Annotated in this window: 23 protein-coding genes; 13 read left to right on the top strand and 10 right to left on the bottom strand. The window is 63.4% G+C overall.

Annotated elements, in window-relative coordinates; all coding sequences use genetic code 11:
* Positions 1–47: 47 nt before the first annotated feature.
* The 5 genes from EEB13_RS02810 to EEB13_RS02790 all read right to left on the bottom strand — a co-directional run bounded on the left by EEB13_RS02810 (position 48) and on the right by EEB13_RS02790 (position 5,859).
* Positions 48–1,460 carry a condensation domain-containing protein gene (locus tag EEB13_RS02810; protein WP_033231229.1) on the bottom strand — a complete coding sequence of 471 codons (1,413 nt, stop codon included), beginning with the start codon at positions 1,458–1,460 and terminating at the stop codon, positions 48–50.
* Positions 1,461–1,470: 10 nt separating this feature from the next.
* Positions 1,471–1,887 (bottom strand): SufE family protein, encoded by a 417-nt coding sequence (locus tag EEB13_RS02805; RefSeq protein ID WP_141484527.1) that lies wholly within the window; start codon positions 1,885–1,887, stop codon positions 1,471–1,473.
* Entirely contained in the window at positions 1,884–2,786 is a 903-nt protein-coding gene (locus EEB13_RS02800; protein ID WP_033231227.1) for a sulfurtransferase, read from the bottom strand. The genes EEB13_RS02805 and EEB13_RS02800 overlap by 4 nt, the downstream gene beginning before the upstream one ends.
* A 128-nt stretch (positions 2,787–2,914) precedes the next feature.
* Positions 2,915–4,378: a condensation domain-containing protein gene (locus tag EEB13_RS02795; RefSeq protein WP_033231226.1), complete on the bottom strand. Its 1,464-nt coding sequence runs from the start codon at positions 4,376–4,378 to the stop codon at positions 2,915–2,917.
* A complete protein-coding gene (locus EEB13_RS02790; RefSeq protein WP_033231225.1) occupies positions 4,378–5,859 on the bottom strand; it encodes a condensation domain-containing protein in 1,482 nt (493 codons plus the stop codon). Before EEB13_RS02790 ends, EEB13_RS02795 begins: the two co-directional genes overlap by 1 nt.
* Positions 5,860–6,078: 219 nt before the next feature.
* On the opposite strand from EEB13_RS02790, the gene EEB13_RS02785 reads away from it, so the two are divergent.
* The gene (locus EEB13_RS02785; RefSeq protein ID WP_257013076.1) at positions 6,079–7,773 is read left to right on the top strand and encodes a DHA2 family efflux MFS transporter permease subunit; all 1,695 of its coding nucleotides are present in this window, start codon (positions 6,079–6,081) and stop codon (positions 7,771–7,773) included.
* Here the strand turns inward: EEB13_RS02785 and EEB13_RS02780 are convergent.
* From EEB13_RS02780 to EEB13_RS02770, 3 genes are read right to left on the bottom strand one after another with little or no spacing between them, the layout of a single operon-like run.
* Positions 7,758–8,399 carry a Maf family protein gene (locus tag EEB13_RS02780; RefSeq protein WP_095886587.1) on the bottom strand — a complete coding sequence of 214 codons (642 nt, stop codon included), beginning with the start codon at positions 8,397–8,399 and terminating at the stop codon, positions 7,758–7,760. The two genes, EEB13_RS02785 and EEB13_RS02780, sit on opposite strands and share 16 nt — an antisense overlap.
* A 37-nt stretch (positions 8,400–8,436) precedes the next feature.
* A complete protein-coding gene (locus tag EEB13_RS02775; protein WP_033231223.1) occupies positions 8,437–8,775 on the bottom strand; it encodes an acyl-CoA carboxylase epsilon subunit in 339 nt (112 codons plus the stop codon).
* Positions 8,772–10,412 carry an acyl-CoA carboxylase subunit beta gene (locus tag EEB13_RS02770; RefSeq protein WP_033231222.1) on the bottom strand — a complete coding sequence of 547 codons (1,641 nt, stop codon included), beginning with the start codon at positions 10,410–10,412 and terminating at the stop codon, positions 8,772–8,774. The genes EEB13_RS02775 and EEB13_RS02770 overlap by 4 nt, the downstream gene beginning before the upstream one ends.
* Positions 10,413–10,528: 116 nt before the next feature.
* On the opposite strand from EEB13_RS02770, the gene EEB13_RS02765 reads away from it, so the two are divergent.
* The 5 genes from EEB13_RS02765 to EEB13_RS02745 all read left to right on the top strand — a co-directional run bounded on the left by EEB13_RS02765 (position 10,529) and on the right by EEB13_RS02745 (position 14,661).
* Positions 10,529–11,383 carry a biotin--[acetyl-CoA-carboxylase] ligase gene (locus tag EEB13_RS02765; protein WP_095886586.1) on the top strand — a complete coding sequence of 285 codons (855 nt, stop codon included), beginning with the start codon at positions 10,529–10,531 and terminating at the stop codon, positions 11,381–11,383.
* Positions 11,384–11,435: 52 nt separating this feature from the next.
* Positions 11,436–12,011, top strand: a complete 576-nt coding sequence (locus EEB13_RS02760) for an HdeD family acid-resistance protein (RefSeq protein WP_095886585.1) — start codon at positions 11,436–11,438, stop codon at positions 12,009–12,011.
* Positions 12,012–12,072: 61 nt separating this feature from the next.
* Positions 12,073–12,627 carry a PH domain-containing protein gene (locus tag EEB13_RS02755; protein WP_033231219.1) on the top strand — a complete coding sequence of 185 codons (555 nt, stop codon included), beginning with the start codon at positions 12,073–12,075 and terminating at the stop codon, positions 12,625–12,627.
* A 37-nt stretch (positions 12,628–12,664) separates the two neighbouring features.
* Positions 12,665–13,345: a response regulator transcription factor gene (locus tag EEB13_RS02750; RefSeq protein WP_033231510.1), complete on the top strand. Its 681-nt coding sequence runs from the start codon at positions 12,665–12,667 to the stop codon at positions 13,343–13,345.
* 8 nt (positions 13,346–13,353) lie between these two features.
* The gene (locus EEB13_RS02745; RefSeq protein ID WP_141484526.1) at positions 13,354–14,661 is read left to right on the top strand and encodes a sensor histidine kinase; all 1,308 of its coding nucleotides are present in this window, start codon (positions 13,354–13,356) and stop codon (positions 14,659–14,661) included.
* A 23-nt stretch (positions 14,662–14,684) separates the two neighbouring features.
* Here the strand turns inward: EEB13_RS02745 and EEB13_RS02740 are convergent, their stop codons facing one another.
* Entirely contained in the window at positions 14,685–15,218 is a 534-nt protein-coding gene (locus EEB13_RS02740; RefSeq protein WP_033231509.1) for a GtrA family protein, read from the bottom strand.
* A 139-nt stretch (positions 15,219–15,357) separates the two neighbouring features.
* Here EEB13_RS02740 and EEB13_RS02735 point away from each other — a divergent pair, with 139 nt between their 5' ends.
* The 7 genes from EEB13_RS02735 to EEB13_RS02705 all read left to right on the top strand — a co-directional run bounded on the left by EEB13_RS02735 (position 15,358) and on the right by EEB13_RS02705 (position 22,815).
* Positions 15,358–16,626 (top strand): 5-(carboxyamino)imidazole ribonucleotide synthase, encoded by a 1,269-nt coding sequence (locus EEB13_RS02735; RefSeq protein ID WP_033231217.1) that lies wholly within the window; start codon positions 15,358–15,360, stop codon positions 16,624–16,626.
* A complete protein-coding gene (gene purE / locus EEB13_RS02730; RefSeq protein WP_033231216.1) occupies positions 16,610–17,128 on the top strand; it encodes a 5-(carboxyamino)imidazole ribonucleotide mutase in 519 nt (172 codons plus the stop codon). Before EEB13_RS02735 ends, purE begins: the two co-directional genes overlap by 17 nt.
* A gap of 24 nt (positions 17,129–17,152) precedes the next feature.
* Positions 17,153–17,536 (top strand): hypothetical protein, encoded by a 384-nt coding sequence (locus EEB13_RS02725; protein ID WP_033231215.1) that lies wholly within the window; start codon positions 17,153–17,155, stop codon positions 17,534–17,536.
* Positions 17,537–17,556: 20 nt separating this feature from the next.
* The gene (locus tag EEB13_RS02720) at positions 17,557–18,738 is read left to right on the top strand and encodes a sensor histidine kinase (RefSeq protein WP_033231508.1); all 1,182 of its coding nucleotides are present in this window, start codon (positions 17,557–17,559) and stop codon (positions 18,736–18,738) included.
* 10 nt (positions 18,739–18,748) lie between these two features.
* Complete coding sequence (locus EEB13_RS02715) at positions 18,749–19,441, top strand: response regulator (protein ID WP_033231507.1); 693 nt, start codon at positions 18,749–18,751, stop codon at positions 19,439–19,441.
* A gap of 129 nt (positions 19,442–19,570) precedes the next feature.
* Positions 19,571–20,371, top strand: a complete 801-nt coding sequence (locus EEB13_RS02710; protein WP_141484525.1) for an ABC transporter ATP-binding protein — start codon at positions 19,571–19,573, stop codon at positions 20,369–20,371.
* On the top strand, positions 20,368–22,815 hold the full coding sequence (locus EEB13_RS02705; protein ID WP_141484524.1) for an ABC transporter permease: 2,448 nt from the start codon (positions 20,368–20,370) through the stop codon (positions 22,813–22,815). Before EEB13_RS02710 ends, EEB13_RS02705 begins: the two co-directional genes overlap by 4 nt.
* A gap of 6 nt (positions 22,816–22,821) precedes the next feature.
* Here the strand turns inward: EEB13_RS02705 and EEB13_RS02700 are convergent, their stop codons facing one another.
* Positions 22,822–23,535: a TIGR03089 family protein gene (locus EEB13_RS02700; protein WP_141484523.1), complete on the bottom strand. Its 714-nt coding sequence runs from the start codon at positions 23,533–23,535 to the stop codon at positions 22,822–22,824.
* Positions 23,536–23,550: the final 15 nt, after the last annotated feature.

The raw sequence follows: 23,550 nt of genomic DNA, 5'->3' as shown, positions 1-23,550 counted from the left end.
ATCGCTTCGATGCAGGTTGTAACCGGATCGGTCTACCTGGGCCGTGTTCACGAAACGGTTTGCAAAGCTACCGACGAGTAGCCGGGAGCGTCGTTTGTCGGGTTCTTCTCTTCGTTGCCGACGACCGTTTCTTCGATCGCTCGACGGAACGCCGCCACATACTTGTGCACCGACGAGTTTGCGGTGTCGTTGTTGGGATAGCGCACGGCCAGATTGAGACCCTGTGGTGTTCGATTGATCCAGAGGTAGACGTCATGGGTGTATGCCTTGCTGCGCAGCGCGCGTGCCTTCCATTCCGGCCACTGTGCTGCTTCCGGGACAAATCGAACATCCATGTAGGACACCACAAATCGAGGCCGGATCGGAGTTCCGAGTTTCTCTCCGATGCGATCGAACGGTATCGCTGCCGCCGGTTTGCGCATGGACATCGATGTGGCAGCCCGCTCGGCGAGAGTGTCGAAGGAGCGGTCGGAATCAATCGGGATGTCCAGTGGACACAAACCGACGAACCACCCCAGCGCGCCGGCCCATTCCTGAGCGGTGCGAGTGTGGATCGGCGTCACGACCCGGAAATGATCGACCCCGGCGACGTCATGTCCGACGGCGGCAAGGCGGCCGAGCAGTCCCGCGAAGTAGCCGACCCCGCTCGCGGCGCACTTGGCGCTGAACGCCTTCGACTGATCGGTGTCGAGAAGCCACGTCGATAGCCCGTTCTGGGACTCCGGACCCCGGTCGCCGATAGGCAGTGGAAACTGGGGGAGTCCGCCGTCTTCCATGGCCTCTCGCCAGACGTCGAGAGCGGCGTCCTCGGCGTCTTGATCGGCCATCTGCTGGCGTTCCTGTGCTCCGAAATCGACGTAGCTGCCGACCGGGAACAAGTTGGCAGGCTGGCCCGTCAGATTCTCGCGATACAGCGACGCGATCTCGTGTGCGATCAGGACGATGGAAAAACCGTCGATGATCGAGTGATCGGCCGCGAAGAACACTGTGAAGGGGCCGTCGTCGGTTCGAGGTGTGAGGGTCGCGAACACGTACGACGGCCAACTGTGCGGTGACGCAAACTCGTCGAACAGGCGGTGCAGGTGTTCGAAGTTGACCTGGCTCGGCGAGTTGTATCCGTGATCGACAACGCCGATGTCGATTCCGTTCACGGGAACCGTGTGCCGAATGATCTCACCCGACTCGGTATCGAGTGACGTGTGCGAGCGAAGAACTTCGTGCCGATCGATCCACTGCTGCAAGGTAATTCGGAAAGCCTCGAGATCGAGTGGTCCGGGGATCTCGAACGCCGTTCCGAGCCAGGACTGCCCGCCCGCGCCCGCGGACGAGCGCTGCAGGTGCGCCTCGTGGATGTACGACGCCGGGCGCGGATCAGGCGTCCATTGACCGGTTGCGCACGGAAGCCATTCGACGAGCGATCCACTGGGAATCGCATAGTCGGCAAGTTCGGTGAATTCCATGTTCTTGTACTCAGCCCCGCAAACGACGCTTGATACGGGCGAGCATCGCGGACATGCCGCGCAGACGAAGGGGACTGACCGCTTCCGCGAGACCGAGCGCCGAGTAGAAATCGTCGGGAACCCCAAGAATCGCGTCCGCGCTCTGACCGTCGAGTCCCTGCGCCAGGATGGAGGCAAAGCCACGAGTGGTCGGGGCTTCTGCGGGCGCGCTGAAATACAGCCGGACCTTGTCACGATCGGCATCGTCCACCGAAAGGAACAGCGGCGACTGACATTCCGGAACTGGTTCCATGGCGTCTTGTTCGAGTTCGGCGGGTAGCGGCGGCAACTCGCGACTGAACTCGAGAAGAAGAGTGAGCTTGTCGGAGGTGCCGACGGCTGCGAAATCGTCGACTATCTCCGCCAGTGGCTCAGGTAATTCGCTCATGCCGATGCTCCGGCGGGAACGTCTCCGGGCTCTTCGCCGACAGCGATCGGAACGCGCACGGCATTGCCCCACTCGGTCCACGAACCGTCGTAGTTGCGGACGTCGGGGTACCCGAGGAGGTGTGTGAGGACAAACCACGTGTGGCTCGAGCGCTCACCGATACGGCAGTACGCAACGATCTTGTCTTCGCGCGACAGGTCACCGTAGATCTCGTCGAGTTCTGCGCGCGTGCGGAAACGGCTGTCAGGGGCGGCGGCCTTGGCCCACGGAATGCTCCGGGCGCTGGGGATGTGACCTCCGCGCAGCGCGCCTTCCTCCGGGTAATCGGGCATGTGGGTGCGCTCGCCGGTGTACTCCTGCGGTGACCGCACGTCGATCAGCGGTCCGCCGCCGAGATGCGCCAGGACGTCGTCCTTGAAGGCGCGGATGGGAGCGTCGTTACGCGCGATCACCGGGTAACCGGTGGACGTGGCAAACGGGACGTCGAACGACGTGTCGCGGTTCTCCGCAATCCACGCATCGCGGCCGCCGTCGAGCAGACGGACGTCCTCGTGTCCGAACAGGGTGAACACCCACAGAGCGTATGCCGCCCACCAGTTGCTCTTGTCGCCGTAGATGACAACGGTGTCGTCGCGGCTGATGCCCTTGCGGTTCATCAGGTCGGCAAAGGCCTCGCCGTCGATGTAATCGCGGGTGACCCGATCGTTGAGGTCGAGGTGCCAGTCGATCTTGACGGCACCGGGGATGTGCCCGATGTCGTACAGCAGAACGTCCTCGTCGGATTCGACCACCTTCAGTCCCGGCGCACCGATATTCGCCGACAGCCATTCAGTAGAGACCAACCGGTCGGGATTACTGAACTCGGCAAACGCGGGTAAAGGATCGGGGGCAACGGGCACGGGTGGCTCCTGTAAGGCGAATCGATCGGGTCGATAGACGGACTCCAACGATTCTAGGCGCTCCCCGCGTGGGAGTCGCTCGAATGCGTGCGAGGGCTCCCGCTCCCGCTGCCCCGAACCAGGTCGGGCTAGATCAGCGGTGTTCCTGCTCCGATCGCCGAATCCCTCAATTGTTCGGTCAGACTTCCGATCGGCGTCACGCCGCGCTTGCAGATGTCATGGAGTTTCCGGTCCAGTTCGGTGAGGAAGTTCACCATCGTGACGTTCGCTACGTCGGTGTCCGGGAACCTCGATCGCAGTGACAAGCCGCGGTTTGTCCGTGAAATCCAGAACTGCGCGTCGTCGGCCACGGTGACGTTGCTGATGTGGTGAGCGTTGAGTTCGTCGTGATCGTCGGTGCCTGGAAGCCTGCGGTAGTCGATGTACGAGACCATGAAGACATCAGTGCGAGTGCGACGGATCTTCTCGCCCAACGCATCACGAACTTGTGCCATCGTGAGACCTTCGAGTGTCAGTGCCACCCGGAACGACGCGTGCGTATGTGCCAGCGACGCCCCGAAATCACCGTCCGGGGTGACCCGCACGGTGATCGGCGCGCTCGTGGTGAGCCACCCGATTGCGTCCGCCCAGCGGGGGTCCTTACGGATGTGCAACGGAAACTGCAGTGGCAGTGTGGATTTCCCGGTAGTTGATTCCGTGGTCATTCCCATCGCCGTGAGAACTCCGGTGAAGACACTGCCACCTGCCGCGGTGCAGATCGAGTCGAATTCCGCTGTCCGTTCGGCATCGAGGAGAACCCGCACGTCCGCTCCTTGCGGCGCCGGATGTCCGGCCTCCACACCGAGATCGAGGGGGAAACTCGGCGACGTGCCGCCACAGATTTCGTAGAACCGCTCCCACTCTCGCAAGCGGGGATCGTTCTCGATGGGAACGAGCCCGTCGGCTTCCAGTTCGCAGTAGCGCACGAAGCTGCCCGGATCACCCAGGTGGCTCATCACGTCGGCAACAGCACTCGCGTCGTCGAGCGCGGGGAGCGCGTTCAAGCCCTCGTAGATCTGACGGAGCTCACCGAGTGCGATGACCAGTGAATAGCCGTCCACCAATGTGTGGTCGAATGCGCTCAGGACTGTGTAGTGCTCGGCGCGCTCCACCGTCGCGAAGGTGTACGCGGGGAACGTCAAGGGATCGCAGACCTCGGTGAACCGCTTCTTGAGATGGCTGCGCAGTTCCGCAGTGGTGGCCGTGGTCATCGGTTCCGACGTGACGATAGTTGCGGTCGCATGGTCCAGATCCATCCGAACCGCACCGAACTCGCCGACCTCGAAGCCGGTGTGCAACGTGTCGTGGCGACTGATGAACAGTCGCAGAGCCAGATCCAGTGCCGGACGGTTCAATTGGCCGGGGAGATCGAAAGCTGCTGCCATCCAGACACTTCGGCCGACGCCATGGGTGCGCGCCGTCTCGAGGTGGAAATGCTGATTGTAGGACGGCGGAATCGCGGATTCGGTGACAGCGTCGTCAGCCGGCTGCAGCGACCATTCGGTGACGACGCCGGGTTCGAGGCCGTAACGGTCGATCGATGTCACATGCATCAGGCGACACCCGACGCGCGTGAAATCGAGTAATCACCCTGGGTGGCAACAGTTGTGATGACATTCGCCAGGTGCTTCGCGAAACGAGTGACCGACTCGTGCGCGGTCGGTGTGTCGGGATGGGAAATCGCCATCCAGGTACCGGTCTGCACCCGATTGATCCACATGGAGGCGATCTGCGTTTCCTTACCGCCGACAATGCCGGTGGCATTGGTCTCGACGTAGGTTTCCGATCCAGGCGTGCGGCGGCCGTCGATGTAGGAGACGATGGGGGGCGGCGTCAATGTCTTCGTAATTCCGGTCGACGCTCCCGCTTCACCCATGGCGGCGAGCACGACGTCGATCACTTGTTGCACCGATACGTGCAGGAGTGACTTGCCCCGGTGATACGCCTGCTGGCCGATCTCGGCCAATTGCGTGAACGTCTGTTGCTCCCCGATGTCGATTCCGACCGGAATGAGATTGACGTACCAACCTTGGGAGAACGTGTCGGCTTCTGATCGAGTGCTGACCGGCGAGAGAGCGATGAACTTGTCGCGGCCGGCCAATTCGAATTCGGTAATAGCGAGCGCAGTGAAAATTCCACCGATGAAATTCGATCCGTTCTCCTTGCAGACGGCCCCGAATTTCTCGCATTCGATATCGTCGGCCAATTCGAACCGCGATCCGATCGCAGGTTTCGGGGTGTCCTCGGCACCGAGCGGCAAGGCAAATCCCGGGAACGACCCACCGCTGCGCATGAGGTAGCCGAGCCACTCGTGAACCTCGGGAGATTCCATGGTCAAGGTCGCGGAGAGTTCCTGCTCGGCTCGACCCAGCTGGGCGTAACTACCCGCAGCTGGAAGCTCGATGTCGGTTCCGGTCGTTTCGGCGGCGTAGCACGCGCGCAGCTCCGCGTACGTCAGCACCATTGAATACATGTCGGTGTGCGCATGATCGATCGCGTGGAAGAGCGTGAAGCCGGGTGATTGGGGCGAGAGGTGCTCCACCGCGCCGAAGACAAACGCGGGCCAACCCAATCCGCTGGTCTCGGTGGCAAACTTTCGCTCGACCAGAGCGCGGACGTCCTCCGGGTCACTCAGCTCCTGGCCTTCTCGGTATGTGAGATCGATGGTTTCCGGCGGCACCACATGGCGCCGCACCGGAAAGTTCGGGTCGCTCGGATCGGCCATCGCAGCGTCGAACGAGAACCAACTGTGCAGGGTGTCGTGCCGGCGGACGTACTTCGTCAGCGCACGCGTCATCGCCGCGCGGTCGAGCGGGCCGTCGAAATCGAAGGCGATGCCGATCCACGGCGATTGGGGATCACCGTTCTCAGCAGCGATCCGCGCACGTCGGAAGTGACGGTCCTGCATCGTTGTAGGAGGTAGATCCCGATTGATCTCTGCTCCGGCAGCGCTCGCGGCGCAGGCATCCGTGACCCCCCATTCGACCACCCTTCCGGGTTGTGGACGCCAATGGGTGATCAAATTCAGATCCATCGAGTAGGGCTCCTGCGCATGTCGTAAGAGAAGGTCCGTCCTGGAACTGGACAGACGATGAACTATCGCATTCGGGAGAACGGATTGTCTGTTCTTCCCTGTTCTAAACCGATAATGATTACAACCACACCTACCGGACATTGTGGTCATCTCCATAGTGACGTATCCAGAATGCCGTCATATGGACAGGGTGGCAACAACCTCGTCTAGTGTGGCCGGGTGCTTCCCACTACCCGTGATCGGTCGTCCACCCCGTCGTCACTGACGCCGTGGCTCGGCCTCGCGACCAGCCTCGCCGCGGCATTCATGCAGTTGCTCGATGCAACGATCGTGAACGTGGCATTGCCCAGCATCGCCGTCGATCTGGGCGCCGGTGTCTCCGCGCAGCTGCTGATGGTGAGTGTGTACGTCCTGGCATTTGCCTGTTCCCTCATCACGGCAGCGCGTCTGGGCGACCTGTGGGGGCGTCGTGCGGTGTTCCTGACCGCATTGTCGGTGTTCGTGGTCGCGTCACTGCTCTGTGGACTGGCGCAGAGTGCCACGATGCTCATTGTCTGTCGTGGTTTGCAGGGTCTTGCGGCAGGCTCGATGTCCGCGCAGACGTTTGCGATCATCTCGGGATTGTTTCCGAAATCCCGTCATCCACGGGTGTTCGGGATCTACGGAGCAACTATCGGTCTGGCGACGGTCAGTGGCCCGCTGATCGGCGGCCTGCTGATCGAATGGAATCTCTTCGACTGGGGTTGGCGGCTGATTTTCTTCGTCAATATCCCGATCGGCATCGCCGCACTGATCGTGGGCTACTTCCATCTTGCCGACGCCAAGGCGGATTCAGTTCGTTCGCTCGATCTGGTGGGCGCGCTGCTGTCGTCCGTCGCGCTCTTCTTGCTCATCTTCCCCCTGGCCGAGGGTCGCGCCCGCGGGTGGCCCACCCCGCTCGTCGTGATGATCGCGGCGTCGGTTCCGATCGCAGTGGCGTTTGTCCTCTACGAATATCGATTGGGAAAACACGGCGGCGATCCCGTTCTGCGCCTCGAACTCTTTCGAGACCGAGCATTTGCCGTCGGCGCAGCCCTGGCCTTCGTGTTCTTCGGCACTTTGACGTCATTGATCTTCACGATCAGCCTGACGCTGCAGTTCGGGTTCGGGTTCTCCCCACTTCGTGCCGGCGTCATGACGTTGCCATGGGCAGTGGGAATGGGGGTGGCGGCGGTGCTCTCGTCGGCGGTCTACCGGCTGCTCGGCAACCGCGTACTCATTGTGGGAATGGTGGTTTTTGCCGGATCACTGCTGACGCTCTCGACGATTCTCGAAAAGGTGGGGACCGATCCGTCCTGGCTTTCCCTGGCCGGGCCGCTGCTGATCGGCGGCGCCGGACTCGGTCTGTTCGTCGCGCCGTTGCAGACGGCCATTCTTGCTTCGGTGCGGCCACAACACGCAGGTTCGGTGTCTGGCCTGCTGCCCACCGTGCAACAGGTGGGGAGCTCGATCGGGCTGGCGCTGATCGGAGTCGTGTTCTTTTCGCTCGTCGCCGGCAATGCGCCCGCCGCGGTGCAAGGGGAGCGCGAGAACTACGTCGCGACGCTCGAGGCTGCCGGCCTGAACGAAGGTATCCGCGACATTGCCGAGAAGACCTTTGTCGATTGTGCGACAAGCCAACTCGAATCCGGCTCGCCGATGACGGTGGCGCCGGAATGCAGTTCGAAAGGTTCCGCAGTCGCAGCGAGTGGCCCCGCTCAGGTGGCCGTCACGGCAGCGTATGCGTCCACCAGATCAGCGGCGGGAGAAGCCTTCCTGCAGGCCCAGCGCAGCGTGCTGACGATCATTTCCGTCATCGCGCTGGCAATTGCACTTGCATCGCTGGGGCTGCCGAAGGTCAATATTCTGGTGATGGAAGATCAGAAGACGCTCTGAGTGCGCCACAGATCGGAGACGGAGACACCGACGCGTTCCAAAAGGGTTCGCACCAAAGGTAATCCGATACCGATCACACTCGACGGGTCGCCCTCGATCTTCTCGACGAACCATCCACCAAGGCTGTCCAGCGTGAAAGCGCCTGCAACCTGGAGGGGTTCGCCCGTGGCGAGATAGGCCTCGAGATCATCGGTGGACGGATTCGCGAAATGCACCACCGTGGCGCTGTGATCGGACGCGACGCGCACTATGTGGCCTTCGATCACCCGCATCACACAATGACCGGTGAGCAGAGTGGCACTACGGCCCGCCATCGCGGCCCACCGACGCCGCGCAACTTCGACACTGCCCGGCTTTCCGTGCAGTTCACCATCGATCAGAAGCATCGAATCACAGCCGACGACAACAACATCGGTCAAACCGTCTGCCGCCAGGCCGGGAACGATCTCCGCGGCCTTTGCCTCGGCCAGCACCGTGACCACCTTCTGCGGGGCCGCACCCGGTCCGAGTTCACCCGCGATCTTGTCTTCGTCGACACCGGAAACACGTACAACAGGCAAAACCCCGGCCGCCCGCAAAACTGCGAGGCGTGCCGGGGATGCCGAAGCCAGAACTAGTTGAGTCACACAAGCAGGCTAGATCAGGTGCGCTACCCGAACGGGTTCAGGTACGTCGTCCGAACGGGTTCAGGTACGAGTACGGCGAGAACGGCGCACGCGTGCGATGGAACTGCGTCGGATCTCCCCACGTTTCGCTCGGGAGCGACTCGGCCGGAGCCGAACCACCCGATGCAGCGGCAAGGACGCTGACCAGCGCGGCAATCTCGACGTCGGTGGGCGAACCCTTGACGATCTTGATGACCGACGCATCCGAAACCGGGGTTTCGGCCTTTTCGGTCACCGCGGAGTCAGCGACGGCGCCGTCGACATCGGCACCGTTGACGGACGAAGTCGCCACAACTGTGACCTCTTCCGTCGTGATGTCCTCGGTAACTGTGCTCATAGGGGAATGTTCCCATGCTTCTTGGGCGGAAGGGAAACGGACTTGCGCTCGAGCAGACGCAGAGCGGCAACGATCTGACCGCGGGTGTGCGACGGCGGGATCACAGCGTCGACGTATCCACGCTCGGCCGCTACGTACGGGTTGACGAGGGTGTCCTCGTACTCGTTCTGCAGCTTCAAGCGCAATGCGTCGACGTCGTCACCGTTCTTCGCGGCTTCGAGAAGCTGCTTGCGGTAGACGAATCCGACGGCTCCCGATGCGCCCATGACGGCGATCTGTGCAGTCGGCCAGGCCAGGTTGAGGTCGGCGCCCATGTGCTTGGAGCCCATGACGTCGTACGCTCCGCCGTATGCCTTGCGGGTGATGACGGTGATCTTGCCCACAGTGGCCTCGCCGTACGCGTACAGCAACTTCGCGCCGCGGCGGATGATGCCGTTGTACTCCTGCTCGGTACCCGGGAGGAAGCCGGGAACGTCGACGAGGGTGATGATCGGGACGTTGAACGCGTCGCAGGTGCGGACGAAGCGCGCAGCCTTCTCGGAAGCGTCGATGTCGAGGCAACCGGCGAACTGCATCGGCTGGTTGGCGACGATACCGACGCTGCGACCGTCGACGCGACCGAAGCCGACGATGATGTTCATCGCGCGCTCAGCCTGGACCTCGAGGAACTCGTCGTCGTCGAGGATGCGGCGGATGACCTCGTGCATGTCGTACGGCTGGTTCGCCGAATCCGGGATGAGGGTGTCGAGTTCGATGTCCTCGGCGGTGAGGCTCTCCTCGATGGAACCGACGATCGGATCGGTGATCTCGCCACGCGGTGCTGCTGCCTGGTTGTTGGACGGCAGGTAGCTCAGCAGGTCCTTGACGTAGTCGAGGGCATCCTGCTCGCCGGACGCGACGTAGTGCGCGACACCGGACTTGACCATGTGGGTGCGTGCGCCGCCCAGGTCTTCCATGGTGACGTCTTCGCCGGTGACGGTCTTGATGACGTCGGGGCCGGTGACGAACATCTGCGATGTCTCGTCGACCATCACGACGAAGTCCGTCAGCGCGGGGGAGTACACGTGGCCACCGGCGGCGGGGCCCATGATCAGGGAGATCTGCGGGATGACACCGGACGCCTGAACGTTGCGGTGGAAGATCTCGCCGTACAGGCCGAGCGAGACGACGCCTTCCTGGATGCGGGCTCCTGCACCTTCGTTGATGCCGACCAGCGGGCGGCCGGTGCGGATCGCGAGGTCCATGACCTTGACGATCTTCTCACCGTAGATTTCGCCGAGCGATCCACCGAAGACGGTGGCGTCCTGGCTGAAGACGCAGACGTCGCGGCCGTCGATGGTGCCGTAACCGGTGACGACGCCGTCGCCGACGGGACGGTTCTCGGCCAAGCCGAAGTTCACCGAGCGGTGACGGGCCAAGGCGTCGAGTTCGACGAAGGAACCCTCGTCGAGAAGGGCGGTGATGCGCTCACGGGCGGTCAGCTTGCCTTTGGCGTGCACTTTGTCGATGGCGGCTTCGCCACTCGGTGCTTGCGCCTGCGCTTGCCGGATCCGCAGATCCGCGAGCTTTCCCGCGGTCGTATGGATATCGGGTGCGGTCGCCGCCTCCGGCGCGTTGGGCTCTTGGACAGTGGTCATGAGTCGTGAGCTTAACGAGGCTCCTCGGGTCGGTTCGAAGGCAGGTCCGATTGTTGCGGTTTCGCCCGCCTAAGCTACTGACCAGTACATTTTGCTCGTCGCTTTAGGCTGGGACTATGTGGACTGATCTGAACCGACCACCCCTCGATCAAGCGTCGCTGCGACGCGCACTCGTGCGCAGCGACGGCGGTAGCGATGCACGTGCGTTCTGGAACCGGCTCGACGTCGTCGAGAGCACCGGGTCGACCAACGCGGACCTCTTGGCACGCGCGTCGGATCCGGGCGCCGATCGTCATGTGCTGATCGCCGAATATCAGGAAAGCGCGCGCGGGCGACACGCGCGCACGTGGGTCAGCCCCGCGCAGGCACAGATATCGATGTCGGTTCTGCTGGGGATGCCTGGACTGAACCTCGCCGACATGGGTTGGCTGCCGCTGCTCACCGGTATCGCCGTCGTCGACGCATTGCGCACGGTGGCCGAGGTGCCCGCAGAACTGAAGTGGCCCAACGACGTTCTGATCGGTGACAAGAAAGTGGCCGGCATTCTCGCCGAGGTCGCGCGGACCACCCCGGAACCCGCGGTGGTCGTGGGAATCGGATTGAACGTGAGTCTGGGCGCCGAGGAACTGCCGGTGCCGACGGCCACCTCGCTCCTTCTCGAAAACGCGGAAACCGTTGACCGGGACACGTTGGTGCGGGCACTGGCACGGGAACTGGCGAGGCAGTTCCGCGGCTGGGAGAACTCCGGGTGGGATACCGGGGCGCTGGCAGCCGAATATCGCGAGCGCTGCGGAACTCTCGGCAAACGGGTACGTGCTGTCCTGCCGGGGGACAAGGAAGTTTTCGGCACGGCGACGGACATCGACACCTCCGGTCGCGTGGTCATCGAGATCGAGGGAAGTGGTGGCGAGACGTTTGCCGTTGCCGCCGGTGACATCACGCATCTGCGGGCGGCGCCGATCACGGACTAGAAAAACAGCGAGTCGTGTCCGTTTTTGACCGCTCGGGTGCTATTTTTCGGTCATGACCACACCGATCGTGCTTCCGACCGAATCAGAAATGGCAGAAAGCGCCCGGCGCGTTCTGACCGGCATGACTGTGCTCCTCGGCCTCCTGACGCTCGGCCTCGGTATTGCGGTTCTCGTATGGCCGGACGCCACACTGTTTGTCGTCGCGGTAGTGATCGCCATCCAGCTGTTCGCGTTCGGCATCGTGCAGATCATCCGTTCCTTCGCCGACGTCACCGCGAGCGGCGGCACTCGCACGCTCGTCGCGATCTCGGGCGCGCTTGCAGTGCTCCTCGGATTCCTCGTCCTGCGCAGCCCGCTGCAGACCGTGGTGCTGATCGCCCTGGTGATCGGTGCCTGGTGGGTGTTCCGCGGTGTACTCGACATCATCGCCGCGGCGTCCGGTGGCACTGCGGATCGTGGCCTGTCGATCGTGCTCGGTGTCATCAGCATCGTGGCCGGCGCGGTTGTGCTGCTGCAGCCTGAGTTGTCCCTCGAGGTCTTCCGGATCGTCGTCGGTGTCTGGATGGTGCTGTACGGCATCGTTATCGTCATCACGCCGTTCGTATTGCGCAAGCTCGCCCAGAACTGATTAGGGCTGCGCAAGCTCGCCCAGCCTTAATCTGTCCGAGGTAGATGGCACACTTCCCGTCATGGGATATCCGGAAGATGCGCTCGCCCAGGACGAGGAACTGATCCTGCATCGGCATCCACATTGGAAGATGCTGGTGGTTCCAGCGCTCACGTTTGTCCTGGCGACGGCCGTGGCAGGGTTTTTGCTCGGCGTGACACAGAAGCAGGTCGACGGGACAGCGCGTACCGTGCTGTCGATCGTGATCGGCGTCGCCTGGTTCGGCGTTGTCGCCTGGCGATCGGTGGCGCCGTTCACCGTCTGGAAGTTCACGCATTTCATCGTCACCGATCGACGGGTCCTGATTCGGCAAGGTGTGTTGACCCACACCGGAATTGACATCCCGATGGGCCGGATCAGCAACGTCCAGTTCCGGCACGGCCCGGTCGACCGGCTTCTCAAGACCGGCACGCTCGTGATCGCGTCGGCCAGTGACGATCCGCTCGAATTCGACGACATCCCGGACGTGGAGCACGTGCATTCGCTGCTCTATCACCAGGTTTTCGATTCCACGCAGCAACAGCACGAGCGAAACCGCCCCGAGGATCAGGGCGAAGATGACGGAAACGCTTGGTAATCACCGCGCAAAGGCTCGCTGTCCGTACGCTGTCCCTGTGACTGCCGTATTGCTAGCCGAAGACGACGAGGCCATTGCCGCACCACTTGCCCGAGCATTGGGGCGGGAGGGGTACACGGTCACAGTGGAACAGACCGGTCCCGCCGCACTGCAGCAGGCGCTCGAAGGTGACTTCGATCTGCTGATCCTCGATTTGGGGCTGCCCGGTATGGACGGGCTCGAGGTGTGCCGACAGATTCGCGCTCATCGGACGACTCTGGCCGTGCTGATGCTGACCGCCCGTACCGACGAGGTCGATTTTGTCGTCGGTCTCGACGCCGGCGCCGACGATTACGTGGGCAAGCCCTTCCGGTTGGCCGAACTGATGGCCCGGGTGCGCGCGCTCCTGCGTCGACACGGCAGTCGTGAGGACAGCATCGTCGAGGTCGGCGGTATCCGCCTGGAACCGGCCGCGCGGCGTGTCCTCGTCAACGGATCCGAGATCGCCTTGGCGAACAAGGAATACGAACTTCTGCGGGTGCTCCTCGAACACGCTGGTGAAGTCGTCTCCCGCGACGCGATCCTGCGTGAGGTCTGGGGGGACGTCGAGTTGCGCGGCTCGAAGACGTTGGACATGCACATGTCCTGGCTACGCCGGAAGATCGGCGACGAGGGCCCTGCGGTCGAACGTCGAATTGCCACTGTGCGCGGCGTCGGCTTCCGCATCAACACGGACTAGTTCGCTCGATGCGTCGGCGCATTCTCCAGTCGATTCTCGGGGTCGTCATCCTCACCGCGTTGTTGCTGGGTGTTCCGCTCATCTACACGGCTTGGTTGTGGGTCGAAGACGTGAGCCGCAACGATTTGCGGGTGCGACTCGATCGCATGGCCACCGAGGTGATCGCCCAGGAAGGTTCTCTCGGCGTTGTCGACGGAGCCCTCAATACCGACGCACTCCGATTGCTCACCCCGAACGACGCTCGACTTGTTGTCGTGTACCCGACCCCGTCGGACGGGGCCGCTCGCGTCGACATCGGCGAAGCGGTAGTGAAAAATCCGCTGGTCGAGTCGTTGGCGATGGGATCGTCCGGGTCACTGCGCCTCGAAGTGCCGTCGGAGAGATTGCGGACGCAGCAGAAGCAGGCAGTTGGGGCGGTCGGAGTATTGGTCCTTGTCGCGATCACTACCGGAGCCGTCGTCGCGGTGGTCACGGCACGTCGACTGGCCGGGCCACTGCAGGACGTTGCCGAACGGGCGGCGAGGTTGGCAGAAGGTGATTTCCGGCCGGACCCACGACGCCACGACATTCCCGAACTCGACCGAGTGTCCGATGTCCTCGATGCAGCGACTGTCGAGATTGCCGGCCGACTGCAGCGTGAGCGAGCGCTGGTCGCGGACGTCTCGCACCAACTGCGTAGCCGACTCACCGCAGTGCGGCTGCGTCTGGACGAGTTGTCGGTGCACAGCGACCCTGATGTCGTTCACGAAGCTGAAGAAGCCATGGCCCAGGTTGATCGGCTGACGGAGGGAATCGACGAGTTGGTGCGGTCCTCGCGCAGCAGCGGTTCCGCAGCCACAACAGTCTCCGTGGTCAGCGAACTCGAAGGCGTCTGCGGGGATTGGCGGCCGCAGTTCGAGGATGCCGGACGAGCGCTCCGCTTGACCGGCGACCGCGGCGTGACAGCGTCGACAACAGGCTCTCGCCTGCGCGAAGCCGTGTCCGTTCTGGTGGACAATGCTTTTGCCCACGGCGACGGAACCTGCACGGTATCCGTTCGATTGATCGACGGAGCTCCCAAGCGCGAAGCGATGGTCTGTATCGAGGTGACCGACGAAGGCGGCGGGGTCGACAACAATCTCGCTCCGCACATTTTCGATCGAGGCTTCTCCGGGGCCGGTTCCACCGGCGTCGGGTTGGCGCTGGCGCGGGCGCTGATCGAAGCGGACGGCGGTCGGCTCGAGCTACAACGTCGAACGCCGGCACCGTTTGCGGTGTTCCTGCCGGTGGCGTCCGAAAAGCCGGTCGACGTCGGCACGCTGCGCGAACCGCGGTGACGTGAAGCGCGAATATCGCTGCGTCAGGCTTGGTCGAGTTCTTCTTCGGTGTGGTCATCGCTGACGATCTCGGCATTCTCTTCCGGGAACACGAATTTACGGAAGGACCAGAAGCGGAACACCATCTGCAGGAGATTGCCGATGATATAGGCGCTGATGAAGTCGGCGATATTCTCCGTCGTCAAGCTGACTTCGGGAACGCGCAGGTTGAAGACGTAACTCGAGATGTACAGCGGAATGAAGCTGATCACCACGCCGATCGCGCTGATGAAGAAGAACAGCGCTGCCTCGTGGGCAGGTTCGCGTCCGCCACGATTCTTGAACGACCACTCACGATTGAGGATGTACGACGCGATCACCGCGATAACGCCGGCGATGATCTTGGCGGTGATCGGCTTGGATTCGAGGATCGAGAGCTTGAGTGTGTAGAAGATGCCCGAGTCGATCAGGAAGGTGGTTCCGCCGACGATCGCGAACTTGATCAGCTCGCTGTGGCGCAGGGCAATGTCTCGGAACGGCTGGGGTATGCGGGCGATTACCCCGTCGACAAATGACACAACAGATGAGTTTACGAAAGAAAACCACGCCGTCATGGTTTTGTTCGGAAATCATCAGCAGAATCACAGACAGGGTCGGCGCTACGAAGCGCCCGCCCCGGCGCATGACTACATCCGGCGCATGACAACATAGATAGCCGTGACCGGCAATAACGACGCAGTTCAGTCCTCCCCCCGCCCGACCACCGCGCGACCGGCGAACAAGGCCATGCCTGTCGTCACCATGATCGGTGGTGGACAGCTCGCGCGCATGACTCACCAGGCAGCCGTTGCCCTCGGCCAGACGCTCCGGGTGCTGTCCGGAACGGCCGGTGAGCCGGCCGCACAGGTCAGCCCCGATGTTGTTCTCGGCAGCCACGACGACTTGGACGCGCTGCGCCGCGCCGCCGTCGGATCCACTGCGCTCACATTCGATCACGAGCAGGTTCCGACCGAACATCTCGAGGTGCTGGTGGCCGAGGGTGTCAACGTGCAGCCGCCGCCGCAGGCACTGATCTTCGCTCAGGACAAACTGCTGATGCGTCGTAAATTGGCAGAACTGGGCGCACCGGTGCCCGCGTACGCCGAGGTGACGTGGGCCGAGGACGTCGTACGTTTCGGCGCCGAGCACGGCTGGCCGGTTGTCATCAAGGCAACGCGCGGTGGATACGACGGCCGTGGTGTGTGGATCACCGACGACTCCGACGAAGCCGAGGCGATCGTCACCGAGCAGTTGGACAAGGGTGTTCCGCTGATCGTCGAGGAAATGGTGTCGATGCGCCGCGAACTGTCGGCGATGGTGGCGCGGTCACCGTTCGGTCAGGGTGCGTCGTGGCCTGTCGTGGAGACCGTGCAGCGACACGGCCAGTGCGCCGTTGTCATCGCGCCGGCTCCAGATCTGCCCGGTGCCGTTGCGGCAGAAGCGGAACAGCTTGCGTTGCGGATCGCGTCGGAGCTCGGGGTTGTCGGTGCGATGGCCATGGAACTGTTCGAGACGACCGACGGCCGTCTTGTAGTCAACGAATTGGCGATGCGCCCGCACAACTCGGGTCACTGGACCATGGACGGTGCCCGGACGTCGCAGTTCGAGCAGCACTTGCGCGCCGTTCTCGACTACCCGCTCGGCGATACGTCGCCGATTGCTCCGGTCACGGTGATGGCCAATGTTCTCGGTGCTCCCGAAGCTCCCGAGATGAGCATGGACGAGCGTGTCCACCACCTCTTCGCCCGGATGCCCGACGCCAAGATTCACCTGTACGGCAAGGGTGAGCGCAAGGACCGCAAGATCGGCCACGTCAACATCGTGGGCGGGGCAGGCTCGATCGACGACCCGAATTACGTTGCCGCAGTTCGGGAACGGGCTGAGCGGGCAGCGCACTGGCTTTCGTATGCAGTATGGACCGACGGATGGGATGTACACGGTGAGTGAGAGTATGGGCGCGCAGGTCGGCCTGATCATGGGCAGCGACTCCGATTGGCCGACGATGGAAGCCGCAGCCGAAGCGCTCGCAGAGTTCGGAATTCGCTTCGAGGTCGGTGTGGTCTCGGCACACCGCACACCGCAACGGATGCTCGACTACGCGAAGGACGCTGCCGGCCGCGGCATCAAGGTCATCATCGCCGGCGCAGGCGGAGCGGCGCACCTGCCCGGGATGGTCGCCTCGGCAACGCCGTTGCCGGTCATCGGTGTACCGGTTCCGCTGAAGTATCTCGACGGTATGGACTCGCTGCTGTCCATCGTCCAGATGCCTGCCGGTGTTCCGGTCGCGACGGTGTCGATCGGTGGAGCCCGCAACGCCGGTCTGCTCGCCGCCCGCATCCTCGGTGCCTCGGATCCCGCGCTGCAGGCAGCCATGGTGGTATTCCAGGAAAGCCTCGAGACCATGGTGCTCGAGAAGGACAAGGCGCTGCGCGAAAAGCTGCTGGGCTGAGAAGCTGCGTAGCTGAGATTTTTCATGCGTGAACGACGCGGCCTGCCGCTGACCCTGATCCGAGCTAGTCGGGGCAGCGCGCAGGCCGCATTCGTGACGCAGGTGGCGTTGCTCTATGCCCGAGTGCTGGGCGCGCGCATCACCTTCGACGACGAGTTCGGAATTTTTGTCGCCTCCGGGATGCGGCGCGGATTTGCCCGCGGCGGAACAACTCTCGGTGGTGTGTATCTGACCCGCCGGAACATTACTCGGGCAGTGCTGCGTCACGAGGCGATTCATGCCGACCAATGGGCCAGGCACGGACTGGCATTCGGGCCGAAGTACTTGCGCGAGGAACTGCGCCACCCGGGCGTGCGAAACAAGTTCGAGATCGAAGCCGGGCTGGCAGACGGCGGTTACCGCGTCTGAGTAGCGCTACTGTGGGCGGCATGGCCCGTTTTCCGACTAGTGAACGATTTGTGCGCTGGACTACGGAACACGCGCGCGGCATCGACATCACCCTGGCTTGCGCGGTCGCCTTGCTGAGCCTGGTCACCGCCGCCACAGCCGGAGTCTGGGCTGTGATCGTCTCGCTCGGCATGAGCGTCCCGTTGGCGTGGCGACGGTCCCGCCCCGAGCTGTCCGGCATGCTGATTGCCGGCTTCGCGGTACTGCACGTTCTTGTCATCGGAAACACTCTGCTCGGCTGCGCGATAGCCGTTCCGATCTCGCTGTACGCCCTCGCTGCATACGGCGCGCGGTGGAGTAGTTTCACCGGACTGGGGATCGCCTTACTCGGGTCGATCGCGGCGGAGTTCCGATACTTCGGCTACGACGGCATTTCGTTCTCCGCGCAAGTGTTTCAAGCGGTGGGCCTGATGATCTTCATGCTTGCGGTCTGGGCATTCGGAGACTTGCGGCGTGTGCGAACCAAACAACTCGAAGGTCTGACCGAACGCGCGCGACTGCTCGAACTCGAGCGAGCGCAGGAAGCCGAGATCGCCACCATCAGTGAGCGTTCGCGAATCGCCCGTGAGATGCACGACATCGTTGCCCACTCGCTCACCGTGGTGATTGCCCAGGCGGACGGCGGTCGGTACAGCGCGGCCAAGGATCCGCAGGCAGCGGTTCAGGCGTTGGAAACCATCGCGTCGACGGGGCGGGCGGCCTTGACCGACATGCGTGCGCTTCTCTCGGTGCTCCGCGAAGATCGGCCGCGAGATTTTGCGGTGATTCCCGGCGCCGGCGATATCGACGCTCTGCTGGAGGACCTGCGCCGCAGTGGACTTGATGTCACCGCGTCCGTGGCCGGAGAACCACGCGATCTGTCGGCCGGTGCCGGTCTGACCGCGTATCGCATCGTGCAGGAATCGCTGACCAACGTACTCAAGCACGCCGGACCCGGCGCCCACGCGGGCGTCGAGATCACCTGGACCGATACCGAACTCGTACTTCGCATCGCCGACGACGGACGCGGTGGTAGTGCTGCGCTTGTCGAATCCTCACCCGGTGGACAAGGCTTGATCGGGATGTCGGAACGCGCGCGGCTGCACGGCGGGACGATTACCGCCGGCCCCCAGGCAGGCGGCGGATACGCCGTGCATGCGGTGTTGCCGTACGAGAGGACCTAGGGTGTCATCCATGGACAATCCGGTGACTCCGATTGCAGTGGCTCTTGTCGACGATCAGCAATTGGTTCGAGCGGGTTTCCGGATGGTGATCGACTCACAACCCGACCTCGAAGTGGTGGTCGAGGCGTCCGACGGGCAGCAAGGCCTGAACCAGCTGGCAACTCGTCGGGTGGATGTCGTGCTCATGGACGTCCAGATGCCGAACATGGACGGGATCGAAGCGACGCGGCGGCTGCTGACTACGGCGGATGCCCCAAAGGTTGTGGTGCTCACCACATTCGACAACGACGAGTACGTGATGTCGGCCATCAGGGCAGGTGCCAGCGGATTCCTGCTCAAGGACGTGCCGCCGGAGCAGTTGCTCGACGCCATTCGCACGGTGCACCGCGGCGACGCCGTCATCGAGGCGCGGGCAACGCGGCGTCTGCTTCAGCATGTCGGACCACTCCTCGAAGGCTCAGCCCCCGAGGCGGCGTTACCCGGCGATCTCACCCCCCGGGAGATCGAAGTTCTCGAGGCCATGGCGTACGGGCTGTCGAACTCGGAAATCGCGGCCAAGTTCCATGTTTCCGAGACAACCGTGAAAACTCATGTGGGACGGGTTCTTTCGAAAACCAAATCCCGCGATCGGGTGCAGGCAGTTGTCTTCGCGTTCCAGATCGGACTGGTGCGCCGTGCTGACCTGTTGAGTGCTGATACGTAAACTTGGTACTGCAGGGCTTCGTACTGCTGAAGACTGATCCGGTGTCCTCCTGTAGGAGGATACCGGCGAGCCCGAAATCGGTCCGCGCTCCGACGCGCCCGCCCCCGGTGCTCCCATAGCGTCGTAGACATGAATCAGCATAGGAACAGCGCGCCTGCAATCACGGCGCGCGGTGTCACCAAGGTCTACGGCACCGGCGACACCGCTGTCCACGCATTGGGCGGCATCGACGTGGATTTCGGCCGCGGAATGTTCACGGCGATCATGGGTCCGTCCGGCTCCGGAAAATCGACGCTCATGCATTGCCTGGCCGGCCTCGACACGGTGACGGGTGGGCAGGTCTACCTCGGAGACACGGAGATCACCAAGCTCGGCGACACCGATCTCACCGAATTGCGCCGCGAGCGAATCGGTTTCGTATTTCAGGCCTTCAACTTGCTGCCGGTGCTGACGGCCCGCGCAAATATGGTGCTTCCGATGAAGTTGGCCGGCAGTGAACCCGAACCGGCGTGGATGGACCAAGTGGTCAAAACCCTCGGCCTGTCCCAGCGACTCGACCACCTTCCGCACGAGCTGTCCGGCGGGCAGCAGCAGCGCGTTGCGGTGGCGCGGGCATTGTTGCCACAACCGGACGTAATTTTTGCCGACGAGCCCACCGGTAATCTGGATTCACGTTCCGGTACCGAGGTTCTCGGTTTGCTCCGCACCGCCGTTCGGGAGAGTGGTCAGACCGTGGTCATGGTCACTCATGATCCGGTTGCGGCGTCGTACGCCGACCGAGTGGTGCTGATTGCGGACGGTCGTACGGCCGGGGAGATCTCCGGCCCCACCGTTGATTCGGTGATGGCCGCGATGCGCGGACTCGGGGCAGACGATCTGGGTAACGCCGGCTCGAGCAACGCCCCGCAACCGATCGGTGTCTACCGATGAGGGCACTGGCTTTTGCTCAGGCCCGGGCACATGCGGGCCGGTACGTCGCGTCGATCCTTGCCGTGGTGATCGCCGTCGGGTACATCGTCGCGACGTTGACGTTGAGTTCGACGGTGACCGCCAGCGTGCGGACATCGCTTGCTGCGCAATATAATACGACGGATGCGGTTGCGTCGGGTCCGGATGTGAACCTCGGGGCCTTGCGCAGCGTGCCGGGTGTGTCGGCAGTGGCCGAGGACGTCGCGGGATACGTCCGGGTCGACTCCGCGGAGCAAGGTGTGTCTTACGGCGATGTGCTGTCGGTTTCCGACAGCCCGCGGCTGCGTTGGCAGAGTCTCGCCCAAGGAGAGTGGCCGACCTCGCCGGGACAGGTTCTCGTGAGTGCTGATTCAGGGATTCCCCTCGGGGCCGAGATCATTGTAACTGCGGCGAATTCGGGGGAGAGCGCAGCAGATCCGAGTGCTCGGGTTGTCGGGTTTGTCGATCTGAGTGGGTCGGCGCAACGACTCGGCGGCACCAAAGTGTTTGCCACACCGGAGCAGGCTGCGACGTGGGCGGGTGACTCCGCCACCCGTGAGTTCCGCATCGTCGGTGACGGTTCGGTGACGCCTGACCAACTTGTGGAGCGGGTGGCGCACGCGCTGCCGGCGGACTCGACCGTTGTCAGTGCGGAATCCGCCACCGACGCCGCGGCAGCCGAGTACCTCGGCGGCACGGACATTCTCAGCACCGTGCTGCTGGCCTTCGGCGCGGTTGCGGTAGTGGTTGCGGCACTGGTCATCGCCAACACGTTTGCGGTCCTGCTGGCGGCCCGAACGCAGGAGCTCGCGTTGCTGCGGTGTGTGGGTGCGACCGCCACACAGGTTCGTCGCAGCATTCGGACCGAGGCTGCCGCAGTTGGTGTGATCGCATCGATCCTCGGAGTGGGACTGGGCATCGGATTGGCGGCCACGATCGGTGCGGTGGCCACTGCTGCGGACGTACCGGTACCGCTGTCGACTCTGACCGTCACACCGGTGACCCTGTTGGTCGGACTGGTGGTCGGCATCGTGATGACGATGGTTGCAGCGTCGGCACCCGGCCGTGCGGCAACCCGGTTGTCGCCCTTGGCGGCCCTGGTACCGATGGAGTCGAAGCCCGAACACGTGGCAGCCTCGGTGATTCGGGTTGCCTTCGGCATCGTTGCACTACTCGGCGGTATCGCGGCGACAGTAATGGGTGTGATCGGGCAGCAGGTGATGGTGGCAACAGTCGGTGGCTTGCTCTCGTTTGTCGGCATCGCGGCCCTGGCAGGGCGGATCGTGCCTGCGTTGATCACAGCGGCCGGTGGTGTCCTCGGGCGGATGATCGGCTCGGTGGGCGAACTCGCAGCGGGCAACGCCGGCCGGAATCCGCGTCGAACCTCTGCGACAGCACTGGCTTTGCTGATCGGAGTGGCATTGACGAGCACCATGGCGGTGGGTATCGCCACGGTGAAAGACGCTGCGCCGGTGGCGATGGACAACCAGTTTCCGGTCGATGTCATGGTGAGCAGTTCCGGATCCGCGTCACTGCCGGAGGCTCTGGGTACCGACATCGGCGCGATAGCAGGAGTCCGTGCCGTCAGCGGCCTGGTAAATGCAGATCTGATGCTCGACGGGCACGGGACTCTGCAGGGGTACGGGGTGGACGCGGCGCAGGTGAAAGACGTTCTGCGTACCGATATTTCAGTTCCGGCTCCCGGCCAACTCGTGCTATCGCGAGCCGACCTGACCGACTACGGACTTGGTGCCGGTGATACCGTCACGCTGCGCGGAGATCGTGGACCATTCACCGTGAGTGTGATCGAGGGTGTGAAAGGGCAACCCGCACTAGTGGATCGAGCAGACCTAGCGGCGGCGTCCACCCCGACCAACGACGGTTACTGGGTCAGACTGGGCACCTCCACCGACGAAGAGGCGCTCGCCGTCACCGACCGCATCACCGAAATCGCGCGGCAGATCGCGCCGGGTAGCGACGTTCAAGGTATGACCGAGATGCGTTCGGCGATCGATTCGATCCTCGACACCATGCTGATGGTCGTTGCGGGCCTGCTGTCGGTTGCCATCCTGATCGCGCTGATCGGCGTCGGGAACACCCTGGCGCTCTCCGTTCTCGAGCGGCGCCGCGAATCCGGACTGCTGCGCGCACTCGGACTGACCAGGAAGGGAATTCGAGCGATGCTGATCTGGGAAGCGCTGTTGGTCGCAGGAGTCGCATCGGTGATCGGTGTTGTCTTCGGTCTGGTGTTCGGAGTCGCGGGAACGGCGTCTGTTTTCGGGCTTGGCGACGTGTCGCTCGGCGCCGTGCCCTGGGCGCAGTTGGTGGCCATCACCTTGATCGGCGGCGTGGCCGGAGTGATCGCCTCACTCCTGCCTGCCCGCAGAGCCGGGATGGTCTCACCCGTCAGCGCACTGTCGAGTTGACTGCGGTCAGAACTGCTTCGTGACCTTCTCGGTGCCCACTCGGCGCGCGGTAGCATCCGCGTCCGGGTGGGCTACCTGCACGAGCGACGCGCCGGCGGCCAGCACCGACAGCAGTCCGTCGATCAGTTCTTCAGCCGAATCCCACGACGCGCTGGACATCACACGATCCGACGACGCGAGTTCGCGGGCGGCGGCGGATTCCGTTGCCGCGCGCACGGTTTCCGCAACCGATCGGCCTTCCAGGGCCGCTCCGGCGCCCGCGGCGCGGAACTGATCGCCATGCACTCGGATGGACGTCGCGTAGTCGGCAACCCCGATCGGCAGATCGCTCAGGCCCTTGCCGAATGCGTCGAGGGACAGCGCCGCGACCTCAGGGACGTCGGCGACGTCATCGAGTCGATCCGCCGTCACGAAAGCAAGTTCGGCGTCGGACTCGGGGGAGAGGACAACCTCGCACCCGGCCCACCACACACCGAGTAGGACGGCAACGCTCTGCCAGTGGGCCGGCAGCAGCACCGCAACTTTTGCTCCCGGCTCGAGAGCAAACTCGTCGCGCACCATGTTTGCGGTCTTGGCAGCCCAATTCATCAGGGTGCTTGCCGACAACTCGATGCGCTCGCCGCTCGCATCGTCGTAGTACGTGACCCGTGGTCCGGCAGGGTCGGCCGCGAGGATCGGTCCGAGGAGTGCGTCGGTCAGATTGTCGGCAGATGAAGGCATCCGCTCAGTTTACGC

This window comes from Rhodococcus sp. WS3 (genome assembly GCF_003797085.1).
Taxonomy (GTDB): domain Bacteria; phylum Actinomycetota; class Actinomycetes; order Mycobacteriales; family Mycobacteriaceae; genus Rhodococcus_F; species Rhodococcus_F globerula.
The sequence above is the reverse complement of the archived record's forward strand: the minus strand, read 5'-3'. Positions and strand labels throughout refer to the sequence as shown.